The organism is Psychrobacter sp. JCM 18903, from assembly GCF_000586475.1.
Taxonomy (GTDB): domain Bacteria; phylum Pseudomonadota; class Gammaproteobacteria; order Pseudomonadales; family Moraxellaceae; genus Psychrobacter.
In genome coordinates this window covers 143,502-157,051 of the sequence record NZ_BAWJ01000001.1, presented here as the reverse complement: position 1 = coordinate 157,051, position 13,550 = coordinate 143,502, and the positions used below count along the sequence as shown (strand labels likewise).

The window sequence follows — 13,550 nt, the reverse complement described above, 5'->3', positions numbered from 1 at the left end:
ATATATCAAACCAAACTGTTTGAATAGTCTACGCAAAAAACTATATAAAATCATCTATCTCTCTTTTCTCATAACAAAAACCCCCGCATCATCACGATACGGGGGGTTTTTTGTCTTACGTATAAAGTTTTTAGTATAAAGCTTCTAATTTTAAAAGCTTGTATACTCAAGATTAGGTCAATTGAGCAACGTTAATTTTGTCGGCTTCTTCAGTATAAGAATCCATACGATCGAAGTTCATGTACTGATACACTTCCTCGCCCATGCTATCAAGCATACCAGCGTACTGCTGATATTCTTCGTTGGTTGGCAATTTACCAAGTACCGCTGCTACGGCTGCAAGCTCTGCAGAAGCTAGGTATACGTTAGCACCTTGACCTAGACGGTTCGGGAAGTTACGAGTTGACGTCGATACCGCCGTAGATTTTGGTGCGATACGTGCTTGGTTACCCATACATAGTGAACAACCTGGCATCTCAGTACGAGCGCCTGCTTGAGCGTAGATGTTGTAGTAACCTTCTTCCATCAACTGACGCGCATCCATCTTAGTAGGTGGCGCAATCCATAGACGAGTTTTCAAACTACCTGCTGGTACGTCTTGTAGCAGTTTACCCGCAGCGCGGAAATGACCGATGTTGGTCATACATGAACCAATGAACACTTCATCAATGGTATCGCCGGCGACATCAGCCAATGTTTTTGCATCGTCTGGATCGTTCGGGCAGCAAAGGATAGGCTCTTTGATGGTGCTCATATCGATAGTCATATCGATGGCGTATTCTGCATCAGCATCAGCACGCAATAGGCTTGGGTTCGCTAGCCATTCTTGCATCTGCTCAATACGACGGCTAATCGTACGCGCATCGCCATAGCCTTCTGAGATCATCCATTTTAGAAGGGTAATGTTTGAGTTTAAATACTCAGTCACCGACGCTTCAGACAAAGTGATGGTACAACCAGCAGCACTACGCTCAGCTGAGGCATCAGATAGCTCAAACGCTTGCTCAGCGGTCAAATCTTCTAGACCTTCGATCTCTAAGATACGACCATTGAACTCGTTGATTTTGCCTTTCTTATCAACGGTCAATAGACCTTCTTTAATCGCTTGATAAGGAATCGCATGTACTAGGTCACGTAGCGTGATACCAGCCTGACGTTCGCCAACGAAGCGTACACGGACAGATTCAGGCATATCAAGTGGCATAACACCAGTCGCTGCGGCAAATGCTACTAAACCAGAACCTGCTGGGAATGAGATACCCATTGGGAAACGCGTATGCGAGTCACCACCAGTACCAACGGTATCTGGAAGTAGCATACGGTTCAACCAGCTATGAATGATACCATCGCCTGGACGTAAGCTTACGCCGCCACGGTTCATGATAAAGTCAGGTAGTGTGTGCTGAGTTTCAACGTCAACTGGCTTTGGATAAGCGGCAGTGTGACAGAATGACTGCATGACTAAGTCTGCTTGGAAACCTAGGCAAGCCAAATCTTTTAGCTCATCACGAGTCATCGGACCAGTCGTATCCTGCGATCCTACAGTCGTCATTTTAGGCTCACAGTACATGCCCGGACGTACGCCCTCTAGACCACAAGCTTTACCGACCATTTTTTGCGCTAGGGTAAAACCTTTACCCGTATCAACTGGCTCTTCTGGCTTAGCAAAGATATCTGAATGTCCAAGACCCATGTACGCGCGAGCACGATTGGTCAAACCACGACCAACGATCAATGGAATACGACCGCCAGCACGAACTTCATCAAGCAATGTTGGTGAGTTCAATTTGAACGTAGACAACACTTCATCTGAATCATGCTTAGTGATTTTGCCTTCATACGGATAGATGTCAAACACATCACCCATGTTTAGGTTATCAACGGCTACTTTTTCGATTGGCAATGCGCCAGAATCTTCCATAGTGTTAAAGAAGATAGGAGCAATATTGTTACCAAGTACTAAACCGCCGCCACGTTTGTTTGGCACGTTAGGGATATCATCGCCCATGAGCCACAATACTGAGTTGGTCGCAGATTTACGGCTAGAGCCTGTACCTACCACGTCACCAACATAAGCGAGCGGATGGCCTTTTTCTTTAAGCGCTTCGATTTGCTTCATTGGACCGACAACGCCCTCTTCGTCAGCAGTGATGCCGTCGCGAGAGTTTTTGTGCATAGCCAATGAATGCAATGGGATATCAGGGCGGCTCCACGCATCTTGCGCAGGCGACAAATCATCGGTGTTGGTTTCGCCAGTCACTTTAAACGTCGTGTAAGTGGTCTTTTCTGGTACAGCATCACGGTTCAAGAACCATTCAGCGTCAGCCCAAGATTGAACCACTTCTTTAGCGATAGCATTGCCCGCTTCTGCTTTTTCAGTCACGTCATTGAACGCGTCAAACACCAGTAACGTCTTTTTCAACGCTTCAGCAGCGTCTTGTGCAACTTCGCTGTCATCCAGTGCCGCAACCAATGGCTGAACGTTATAGCCACCTTGCATCGTGCCTAGGATTTGAACGGCTTTTTGCTTGCTAATAAGTGGTGAAGAGGTTTCACCCTTAAGGATCGCTGCTAAAAACGCCGCTTTAACGTAAGCCGCTTGGTCAACGCCAGCAGGAATACGGTTTTCTAGCAGGTTCATCAAGAACGCATCTTCGCCTGCTGGTGGATTCTTTAGTAGTTCAACCAACTCTGCTACTTGTTTTTCATTCAGTGGTAGCGGAACCGTTCCTAGCTCAGCACGTTCTTCGACATGTTTACGATAAGCTTCTAACACAATAGTCGTCCTCGTCAGTTGGGAGTATTAGTACATTACGTGGGTAGTCAGCATGACCGCCTGCGTCTATATACTAGATGGAATAATTATTGGTGCAATCATAGCTTAAAACGCCCTAAATGTTAATGGCTCAGCCTTTAAAAGGCTCATAAAGCGGTTATAAAGGGCTCATATTGAACATTTATTATATAAATAGTACCATCAACAATATGATTGAGCAGCCTTGCACAATCGATATACAGCTTGTCATTTTAGTCAAGCACTGCTCGATTTATGATTAAATAAATACGCTGTGACTGCTAGACGCTTTGTAGGATATTATTTGATAAAATATCATCTTGATACGATAGCTTAGAGAAAATATCACTTAGAAAAATAGCGCTTGAAAAAACAGCTTTTATTAACCATATATTAAACGAATAAACATTAAGGATGATGATATGGATAGTAGTGCAATGGAAAACAAAAATAGGGAAAACAGCGACATGGAAAACAGTAATATAAAGAGCAACGCTAATTATCAAGACGGTCTGAAAGTTCGCACTGACGTGATGGGTGAGGCACATGTCAAACGCTCGCTTGACAGCACGACTGGATTTACCCAACCATTACAAGACTGGATTATCGAACACGCTTGGGGCAGCACATGGCAAGATGACTCAGTATTGCCACGCAAATACCGCTCATTAATCACCATTGCTTTTTTAATTGCACAAAAAAGCCCCACTGAGCTAAAAGGCACATTCGAGGTGCCATCAATAATGGCGCAAGTGTCGCTGAGATTCGAGAAGTATTAATGCACAGCTTACCCTACTGCGGTGCGCCCGCTACCCAAGAAGCGTTTCGTGCTGCCATAGAAACCCTGAATGAGTTGGATATTAATATAGATATTTAAAACTACGGTTGCGAGACAAATCATAGTAGCCTTAATGATCCACATCAAAATGATCAGTTAAACATTATTCATTGAAAATTAGCCCCTAAGTTTCTGCTATAATGTCCTCACTCACAACACATTCTAATAATTCCATAAACCCTTATGATATAAAGGGTTAAGAGATACTTTATTATGACAACTGCCGTACAAACACATGTGCCTGCTGCTAAGGTCAAACCTAAAAAAGCCATTCAAGGCGAAAAGCTACGTGGCTACGATAAAGTTGCCCGTATCCCAATTAAAGTGATTCCGACCATCGAGGCAAAGAAAAAGCCAGATTGGATTCGGGTTAAAATGTCTTCGCCCGCTGAAGTAGCTCGTATCAAAGCCACCTTGCGCGAGCAAAAGCTCTATACCGTTTGTGAGGAAGCGGCTTGCCCTAACCTGCCGCAGTGCTTCGCTGATGGGACCGCGACCTTTATGATTATGGGTGATATCTGTACCCGTCGCTGTCCGTTCTGTGACGTCGGTCATGGTCGTCCGAATGAGCTAGATGCAGATGAGCCGCGTCACACTGCCGAGACTATTTTAGGTTTGCAGCTTAAGTATGCGGTAATCACCTCTGTGGATCGTGACGATCTAAAAGATGGCGGCGCGGCGCATTTCGTAGAAGTTCTCAATGAATCTCGCGCACTTAGCCCGAATTGCCTCATTGAAATATTGGTACCAGATTTCCGTGGTCGTATGGAAGTAGCATTAGACTTGTTAACTGAAACACCGCCAGATGTCTTTAACCATAACATCGAAACCGTGCCTCGTTTATATAAAGCCTTCCGTCCAGGTTCTGACTATCAGCATTCGTTAGATTTACTCAAACTCTATAAAGAGCGTCGCCCTGATATCGCGACCAAGTGCGGCTTTATGGTTGGCCTTGGTGAGACCGAAGAAGAGATTTATGCGCTGCTTGATGACCTAAAAGCGCACAATGTGGATATGATTACGGTTGGTCAGTATCTGCAACCTAGTAAAAACCACGCGCCTGTCGATCGTTATGTCCATCCAGACGAGTTCCAGCGTTATATGGATTATGGTAAAAAAATCGGCTTCTTTAACATTTGGGCAGGCCCAATGGTACGCTCAAGCTACTTTGCAGATCGTCAGTACTACGGCGAAGAATGCCCTGCACCGATTCGTAGCAAAAAAGCATTGGCAGCAGAAGGCAAACTTGGCTGCTAAGTGTCGGGGTTTAATGAGCTAATACTTAAAAATTAAGCTGAGCATGTAAAAAGGGTGAATAACATTTTATGTTATTCACCCTTTTTTTAGCTTTAATAGATTTTTAAAACCTTCAACCGCAACGTCTTAAATGGTTAAAGTGGGCGTTGGCTCGCCACTGTTTCTAGTATTAAGGATGGCGATAGCAATAACGATCACGCCACCCACTAGACCAGTCGTTATTCCAGGATAGATTAACAGCAAAGCTCCGATTGCCAAAATAACGCGTGTTACTGGGCTCATATCGCTTTTAAAATAACCTTCTAATGCTGCACTAAGTGCGAGAACACCCGTAATTGACGTCAATACTACCGTGATAATATCGATAATAGGTGGTAGCGGGAAGTCCTTAGCAGTTACCGCAAGCCCAGTAGGATCAATCATTAACATCGCTGGACTATAGATAAACATAAACGGCACGATAAATCCGGCGAGTGCCAGTTTGAGCGATAAGAACCCTGTCTTCATCGGATCGCCACCAGATATACCCGCACCAGCAAAGGCTGCCAGACACACAGGCGGTGTAATATTGGCAAAAATACCAAAGTAGAAAACAAACATGTGCGCCGACAAAATTGGAATATCAAAACCAGCTAAGGCTGGTGCTGCCATCGTTGCTGTAATAATATAGGCAGGAATAGACGGCAGTCCCATGCCCAATACCATCGAGGCAAGCATGGTCAAAATGAGCGTGAAAAATAACGAACCTGCACCAAGTGTGACAATTGATGAGGTCATCACCGTTCCAAAGCTGGTTAGACTCACGACTCCGATGATAATACCGACGACTGCACAAGCAGCCATTACCGCGAGCGACTGGCGTGCGCCATCTTCTAATGCACCCAAAATGTCAGAGAAACCCATTCTGGTCTCTTTTCGCAGCATACTGACCATGACAGTAAAACCAATGGTATAAGCCGCTGCATAACCAACGGGCACATTTCTGATTAATAAGAAAATCAAAAATACAATCGGTAGCAGCATATGACCGCGGGCTTTTAACACTTCTTTCACGGCTGGCAAGCTTTCTTTAGCGATACCTTTTAGATCACGACGACCAGCGCGAAAATGCACCTGCGCAATGACGCCCAGATAATACAATATCGCTGGCAATAAGGCCGCCAACGCAATTGTGCTATACGGCAAGCCTGTTGTCTCCGCCATGATAAAGGCACTCGCGCCCATAATTGGCGGTAATATTTGCCCGCCAACAGAGGCACTTGCCTCAACGGCACCCGCAAAATCTTTGTGGTAACCAACCTTTTTCATGAGTGGAATGGTAAAGGCACCAGTACTGACCACGTTTGACAAAGCAGAGCCATTAATACTACCCATAAAGCCACTAGAAATCACTGCTACTTTTGCCGGACCACCTTTTTTGTGACCCGCGATTGCCAATGCCAAATCATTAAACAGCTGTCCCATCCCTGAGCGCGCTAAGAATGCACCAAAAAGAATGAATAAGAAGATAAAAGTGACCGATGCACCAATCGCAACAGAATATAAACCTTCCGTTTTTAAGAATAATTGACCAAAGATATCACCCATGTCATAAGGACGAGTCAGTAACCGGTCTGGCATAAAGTCCAAATGCTGACTAACGGATACGCCAAAAATATCCCTGCCAATATCGGTAAAATCCAACCTGTGATACGGCGACTGCCTTCTAATACGCAGACTACCGTAATCAGCGAAAATATCACATCCATCTGATTGGCCATACCGCCACGTGAGGTCACGATATCTTGATACTCATATATGAGATAAGCCATGCCAGACAATGACAGGGCAAACCATATCCAGTCATACCATGCCACGCGCTGACGGCTGCTTTTTTTACTTGCGGGGAAAATTAAGAAAATTAAGGCAAAACCAATGCCCACGTGTACAGAGCGCTGTAGCAGCGCTGGCATGGGATTAAAGGTGATATATAAATGAAACAGTGAATATAAAATGCAAAGTCCAGCGATAAAATACTTCACTGGTCCTTGAGTGATGTGCCTTGTGATGGATTCTCTATCATACTTTTCTAATATGGCTTTATTGTGGGCTTGCGCCTCAAGTTCAGCGTCAACCTGAGTATCAGCATCCGTGTTGGAATGTATAGGCAATTCGTTATTGATATGGTTATCTGACATCGTTGTCACATTATTGTGATCCATCACTTGGGAGTTCATGACACAAATCCTTGTTAAATCTATCAATGAAACCATACGTTTTCGGCATGATCGTTACTTCAGAATAGTCTGGCACCCAGCGATGAATGAGCATCTGGTAGTTACCATAGTCAATCTCACCTTTGGTAAGCCGTGAGACCACCCAATTAAGCTTAGGCAATTTTTCATTGATTTGATAACCCAGATAGCCAGGTTTTTGTATGGGAGCAAGCGCTTCGGTTGAGGGTGTACCCGCCCCAAAAGCTTCAAAATAAGTGGTGGTCAGCAGCAATTCAGCGTCTTCTGTACTACTGCTGTCTATACGTTGGTATTGCTCTTCCCACCATTGTTTTTCTACAGAGTGTATCCAGCGCAATTGAAAATTTGGCTCGACAAAGTAGCAAACTTTATCATTAGCACCATCAACGCCTGCGACACGCACTTCCACCACAGGCTGACGGACAAAGAGATGCCATAGCGTAAAAAAAACTAGCGCGGCAATGCCTGCCACGCCAATCAATAACCCTAATCGCTTATTTAGCTGCTTGCTCATCATAGTACTTTTTAGCGCCAGAATGGATAGGTGCGACCATACCTTCACGCGCGGTTGCTAAGCTAATATCATTGGCCGCTTGGTGCGCTGTTTTTAGACCGTCTAAATTGTCAAATAACGCTTTGGTCAGCTTGTAACCATCTGCTTCAGACAACTCTGAGCTCACCAATAGAGCATTCATAATTGCTGCGGTTGGAATCGCGGCGTCATTGCCATAAGTGCCAGCAGGAATCTCAAAGGTCTTAAAGTAAGGCTTAGTCGCAATGATTTCTTTTAGCTTGTCTTGATTGATGGTGATTAATTGTAAGTCTAGACCCTGCTCTAGCTCCATCAATGAAGAGTTTGGCAGACCACTACTAAAGAAAGCTGCTTCAATTTTACCCGCTTTCATACCGTCCGCTGCTTCCGCAAAGCCTAAATAATCAACGGTAACGTCATCATATGTGATACCAAACCCTTCTAATAGCGTCCGAGCATTTACTTCTGTGCCAGAGCCTTGATCGCCCACAGCGATGCGCTTACCACGTAAGTCTTCAATATTTTTGATGCCAGATTTTTTGGTGGTGACAATTTGCACCACATTAGGGTACAAGACTGCAATCTGTTGGATGTTGGTTATCGGCTTATCAAAGTTGTTTTTGCCTTCGATCGCGTCGGTGACTACATCACTGAGCGCCAACACCATATCGACCTTGCCTTGGGTTAATAGGTTGACGTTTTCGACTGAAGCGCCAGTGGTTTGCGTTTTTGAGTTGACCCCAAAGGTTTTGACATAGACTTCTGATAAGGAAGTGCCGATGATGTTATAAGGCCAGATGCTCCGCCAGTAGCGATGGTAAGAAACTTGGTATCAAGCTTGTCGGCAGCAGTGTCAGTAGCAGCGCTATTATCTGTTGCCGTACTGTCAGTACTTTCTGAACTTGGTGATGAGCATGCCGTCAGACCTAAAGTGGCGCTTAACATTGCTGATAAAAGCAACGGGGATTTTAGAGAGTTGAGCATTGAATTCATCCTTGAAATAATCGAGTTAATACACTTAACAGCATCAATATATCAATAGTGATGCGTTACAGACCTGTAATAATATAGCAATTCTTGCTATAAATAAACTGCCATCCAGATTCCCTCTACACTCACACTTTGTATGCGAAGCTATTTAAGTAAAGGAGCAGCCGTTCTTATAATGAATCAATAGCCAAATAAAGTTTTGCTATGCGGAACAATGTTTCATTAGACAATTCATTTAACCAAAGTCTGTGTCTATTGTAAACCTTTATAATCATCTAAATATAAACGAGACTATTTGTTATTTGACAAAAAAATACTGATATAAAATGACTAGATGGTAGCTCTTAATGCACTTTTACCATACTGTAGGATTGATTATATTTTATATATAAACCCTAAGCGGTTATCTTGTAAGGCAGCTCACTTAAAGTAGATCCCGTCTAAATTTATAAATTCGTCACCACATATCTTGGCAACGTTATCTGTTACTCTAAAATAGGGAAAACCTTTATGACAATATCTAGTGTAGAAAAGTCAGCGGCAGTATCGGTATCGGTATCGGTATCTGCTGATATCGCCATCATTGGCGGTAGCGGTCTTTATCAGATGCAAGATTTAACCAATAAACGTAGTGTCAGCATATCGACGCCTTACGGTACGCCTTCTGATGATATTGTCTTAGGTGAATTAAATGGCGTGACGGTCGCCTTTCTAACTCGTCATGGTCAAGGTCACAAATTCACCCCTTCCGAAGTGCCTTATCGTGCCAATATTTATGCCCTCAAAACTTTGGGCGTACGCTACGTTATTTCGGTATCGGCAGTGGGCTCATTAAGAGAAGCGCTTAAACCCTTAGATATGGTTATTCCCGATCAAATGATCGATATGACTAAGCATCGAAACAGCAGTTTTTTTGGGGAAGGTGCAGTGGCACACGTCGCGATGCTGATCCTTTATGTCCTAAAGTCGCGGATGTTCTAACGCGTGCTTATACTCAGGCGCAGATAGCGAAGGTCAATGTCATGCAAAAGCCACTTATATCTGTATCGAAGGGCCGCAGTTTTCCACTCGTGCAGAATCCAACTGGTATCGACAAATGAACGCTGACATCATCGGCATGACCAATATGCCAGAGGCTAAGCTTGTACGTGAAGCGAGTATGGCTTACGCAACGCTCGCATTAGTGACAGATTTTGATTGTTGGCATCCGACGAAGGAAGCCGTTAGTGCCGATTATGCTATTCAGAATTTGATGAAAAATGCCGATAATGCGCAGCACGTTATTAAGCAAGCGGTCGCCCTATTAGCAGAAGAACAGCCTGACTCTATTGCCCATACAGCTTTAGCTCAAGCGTTAGTAACGCCAGTAGAAGCGATGAGCGAAGGTACTAAAACCAGACTTTCAGCATTATTGCCTTAGCCATACCAGTTTATGATTATCAAAAAGCCATCGAACTATAATCAACCTAATAGGGTCAACAAAATAGCTCGATGGCTTTTTCATACCTAAAAACCCTAAATGATAAGGCGTTCTCAATTCTCAATAACTTTGTAACCATCAAGCCAGCCATTTGGCAAGTAACACAAATCTTCAGGCTCATCAATATCAGGCAAAGGCGCTAACAACGCTACAGACCATCTCAATTCTGCCAAGCGCTGTTGAGTAACCTTTGCTACGCTCGCCGTACTCCATTCGATAGTGCTAAATAAACGAGCAGCAACTTGCTTAAAACCAAACAGTGCATAGCCACCATCAAAAGCAGGAATCATGACGCTATCTTGTGTTTCTAACTGCTGGGCAGCTTGTCGAATACGAATGGTTGTAAGACTAGGACAGTCCGTACCTATCAAAATAACGTGCTCGAAACGTGTTAACGCTTGCTGACTGGCGGTTAACATACGCAAACCCAAATCACCATCTGCTTGTGCTGACCATTGCAGCGAGTCAAGTAAATTAAGCGCTTGCCAGCATGGATCAGTTGGCGCAGGACTGACACATAACTCAACCGTAAAGCCAGTAGCGACGGCTTGTTCTATACTATGCAATAGTAGTTTATGCGCCATTTGCGCAGCACCTTCAATGCCAAGCGCGGGTTGCAAGCGCGTTTTTGCCATGCCCTGTGCGGGGAATTTGGCGAAAAGGATAACACAAGTTTGTGGTTTTTGATTCATGGTAAGAGTTTGTACTTTTATTTATAATAACGCGCTTTGATATTATCAGCCGATACGCCGCGCCAATAATCAAAACGTAGATGCCACATCAAAATAATCGTCCGCCAAGTGCCATGCTGTTGCCAGCGTCTTGCTGATGTGATGACTTTACTTTTTAAACAAGCAGGTTTAGCAATACCTTTTAATTGTTTGCAAAACTCAATATCTTCCATCAACGCTTGGTTAGGATAATTACCGATTCGCTCAAATAAAAACTGGCTAATAAAAATGGCTTGGTCGCCTGTCGCGATTCCGCTCAACCGTGAGCGCCAATTAATCATTTGACTGACCAATCGCAGTGTCGGTTGACGACTGGCTATTTGCACATCAAAACGTCCCCACTCTGCCCGTTTCATCGCTTCAGAAACGCTATCGATAGCGTGCAGTGGCAATTGCGTATCGGCATGCAAAAATAGCAATACATCGCTAGTTGCTAACGCTGCACCTGTATTCATTTGCAGCGCGCGACCTGCTTTAGACTCAGTCATTTGCCAATCAATTTTACGATCATTATCAAGCATTAACTCATTAATAAAACTTTGGATTATGTCAATAGAATCATCGTTTGAACCACCATCGACCAATATCACTTGCTGCGGGTTTGGATTTAGCTTGTTGATATTATCAAACAATAAAGGCAAATTATTTGCCTCATTGAGTACTGGAATAATAATAGAAACCGTCGCCATAGCCGTCATAGTTAGCAGTACTCTTACTTGTTGTTACCATTATTTCTTATTAAGCTCCAATTATAATTGGTATAGCCAATCTTCATTTTTCCTGCTTTTAGCTCAGCCGTTTGCGACTTATTAAGCCCTAAAGACGAGCTGTAACGAGCCAAAAACCCTTCTAAATCATTAGTACCGCGCCAGTTGGTTTCAAAGTCTTCTTTATACCATTTAAAAATTGGCGAGACCTCTAACGTATTACCTTTGAGACGGTTGCGACTGCTATCCGCGAGGAATTTACTCGTCACTTGCTCTAATTGTTTATCTAATTTACGCCCTGTAAAAGCATCATTTAATAGCGCAGGACAGCCGCTGCTCGCACAGTTCACCGCAAAGTGAATACGCGGTTCGTTATAGCGTTTGGAGCCACGGATTAGATTGTGCTCGATGTCATCAAGCGAGCGCTTCTTGCCTAATAGCGTGACAAAATCCTGTTTCCATGGCGAACCAAATATTCCACCAATATCTTTAATCGACTTGATGTTAGGATATTTGGTCAAGACTAGCTCTACAGTGCCAGCATTATAGACGTTAATCAAAAATGCTAATTGCTCATCTTTGCTCCAACCATTAAACTCTGATTGACTGACTTTGCTAGTCGCCGCCATATAGCTATCAAGTTTGCTTTGATCCGCTTTCATACCGTTGTAGTTAACGACTGAGGCTTTGCCACCATTGGTCATGGTGACGTTTTTATTCAGTAAACTATCCCAAGTGCTGTGATTAAAATCCGCATAACTTGCCATACTGGCTAACAATATAGAGATGGCTACTGCTGTTTTAACTATCAAACCACTGCTTAAAAAAAGGCTTTTACTATTAAGTCTTGTACTATTAAATACTGACATGAGTCACTCCATTTAAATCAATGATATTTTTTCTATCGTCTGATCTGTTGTCTCTTCTTCTAGCGCACCACCGCAGCTACTTCCTTGCCCTGCCGTACAGCCATAGCAATGATCTGCAATAGCAATGTCATCGCCAGCAGGATTTTGCGTTAATAAATCGCTTAGATGCCGACGAGACTTGTTGGACACTGGAATCTCTAATTGCTGGTTAAAGTCACAATCAAACAATTCTCCTAACCAATTGACACTGATGGTCGATCGGCACATGACTTCGGCTAAATTGGCAGCCACATAATTGGCTTTGAGCAAATCCATATAGGGATGGAATTGGTTTTTAGCCAATAGCACCGCACCAAAACGCTGAATGGGCATATTGGTCAAGGCAAATAACTGATGAAATTCGATATCAAAATGCGCTTTTAACTCGCGCTTATAATCCGCTTCAAGCTGCTGTTGATTGGGCGGCAGCGTGGCACCTTGCGGGTTATAAACGAGGTTGAGCGTTAAGTTTGAACCCACTTTGCCGTAGCCAAGCGCATTGAGCTTATGCAATCCCAATATACTGTCATCAAATGCGCCCTTGCCGCGCTGCTTATCGACATTTTCTAATGAATAACAGGGCATTGAAGCCACCACTTCGACCGCATTGTCTGCCAAAAACTGCGCCATGTCCTCAAAGCCTTCTTCCATCAGGATAGTCAGATTACAGCGATCAATTACTGTTACACCCAAGGCACGTGCGGCTGTGACCAAATACTTAAAGTCTTCATGCATCTCAGGCGCACCGCCCGTTAAATCAAGCGTCTCAATATTTTGTGCTTGCAAGACTTCTAGAATCAACTCAACTAACTCACGCGACATCATCTCTGTGCGGTAAGGACTGGCAGCCACATGACAATGCACACAAGACATATTGCATAAGTAACCCATATTGACCTGTAGCGTGGTTAACTCACGACGTTTGATCGCTGGGAAATCCGTGTGCTCGAGTAATTCGATAGTTGATTTCATAATGGTATAAAACCCTGTTAGTAGCACCTCTAAAGCAAGAAGAATAACGCAAAAATAAAAAGGTTAAAAAAGAAAAATTCACACGCAAGCAATTGCTTTTTATGACT

9 protein-coding genes and 3 pseudogenes are annotated in these 13,550 nt (G+C 43.7%); 4 read left to right on the top strand and 8 right to left on the bottom strand.

All coding sequences use genetic code 11. The features are described 5' to 3' along the window. Positions 1–172: 172 nt before the first annotated feature. Complete coding sequence (acnB, locus tag TT12_RS00705) at positions 173–2,776, bottom strand: bifunctional aconitate hydratase 2/2-methylisocitrate dehydratase (RefSeq protein WP_045451314.1); 2,604 nt, start codon at positions 2,774–2,776, stop codon at positions 173–175. A gap of 485 nt (positions 2,777–3,261) precedes the next feature. Here acnB and TT12_RS00700 point away from each other — a divergent pair. Then, positions 3,262–3,671, top strand: a pseudogene (locus TT12_RS00700) (carboxymuconolactone decarboxylase family protein). Between the two features lie 174 nt (positions 3,672–3,845). Further along, positions 3,846–4,889 (top strand): lipoyl synthase, encoded by a 1,044-nt coding sequence (lipA, locus tag TT12_RS00695; RefSeq protein WP_045451313.1) that lies wholly within the window; start codon positions 3,846–3,848, stop codon positions 4,887–4,889. A gap of 126 nt (positions 4,890–5,015) precedes the next feature. On the opposite strand, the pseudogene TT12_RS00690 reads toward lipA, so the two are convergent. The 3 genes and pseudogenes from TT12_RS00690 to TT12_RS00680 all read right to left on the bottom strand — a co-directional run bounded on the left by TT12_RS00690 (position 5,016) and on the right by TT12_RS00680 (position 8,639). Then, positions 5,016–7,066: pseudogene (locus TT12_RS00690) on the bottom strand (TRAP transporter permease). 10 nt (positions 7,067–7,076) lie between these two features. After that, positions 7,077–7,637 carry a DUF1850 domain-containing protein gene (locus tag TT12_RS00685; protein ID WP_227678861.1) on the bottom strand — a complete coding sequence of 187 codons (561 nt, stop codon included), beginning with the start codon at positions 7,635–7,637 and terminating at the stop codon, positions 7,077–7,079. After that, positions 7,618–8,639 (bottom strand): annotated as a pseudogene (locus TT12_RS00680) (TAXI family TRAP transporter solute-binding subunit). The gene TT12_RS00685 and the pseudogene TT12_RS00680 overlap by 20 nt, the downstream one beginning before the upstream one ends. A gap of 516 nt (positions 8,640–9,155) precedes the next feature. On the opposite strand from TT12_RS00680, the gene TT12_RS18060 reads away from it, so the two are divergent. Together TT12_RS18060 and TT12_RS18055 are read left to right on the top strand one after the other, a co-directional pair. Next, positions 9,156–9,626, top strand: coding sequence for an MTAP family purine nucleoside phosphorylase (locus tag TT12_RS18060; RefSeq protein WP_279378757.1), 471 nt, complete (start codon positions 9,156–9,158; stop codon positions 9,624–9,626). A 58-nt stretch (positions 9,627–9,684) separates the two neighbouring features. Then, positions 9,685–10,065: a phosphorylase family protein gene (locus TT12_RS18055; RefSeq protein ID WP_306304311.1), complete on the top strand. Its 381-nt coding sequence runs from the start codon at positions 9,685–9,687 to the stop codon at positions 10,063–10,065. Positions 10,066–10,178: 113 nt separating this feature from the next. Here TT12_RS18055 and TT12_RS00670 read toward each other — a convergent pair whose 3' ends face one another. The 4 genes from TT12_RS00670 to arsS are packed head-to-tail and all read right to left on the bottom strand — an operon-like array spanning position 10,179 to position 13,443. Next, on the bottom strand, positions 10,179–10,817 hold the full coding sequence (locus TT12_RS00670) for a TIGR04282 family arsenosugar biosynthesis glycosyltransferase (protein WP_045451310.1): 639 nt from the start codon (positions 10,815–10,817) through the stop codon (positions 10,179–10,181). A gap of 17 nt (positions 10,818–10,834) precedes the next feature. Next, on the bottom strand, positions 10,835–11,545 hold the full coding sequence (locus tag TT12_RS00665; protein ID WP_243443191.1) for a TIGR04283 family arsenosugar biosynthesis glycosyltransferase: 711 nt from the start codon (positions 11,543–11,545) through the stop codon (positions 10,835–10,837). A gap of 23 nt (positions 11,546–11,568) precedes the next feature. Next, positions 11,569–12,432 (bottom strand): DUF547 domain-containing protein, encoded by an 864-nt coding sequence (locus TT12_RS00660; protein WP_045451306.1) that lies wholly within the window; start codon positions 12,430–12,432, stop codon positions 11,569–11,571. A 12-nt stretch (positions 12,433–12,444) separates the two neighbouring features. After that, positions 12,445–13,443: an arsenosugar biosynthesis radical SAM (seleno)protein ArsS gene (arsS, locus tag TT12_RS00655; protein WP_045451303.1), complete on the bottom strand. Its 999-nt coding sequence runs from the start codon at positions 13,441–13,443 to the stop codon at positions 12,445–12,447. Between the last annotated feature and the right edge of the window lie 107 nt (positions 13,444–13,550).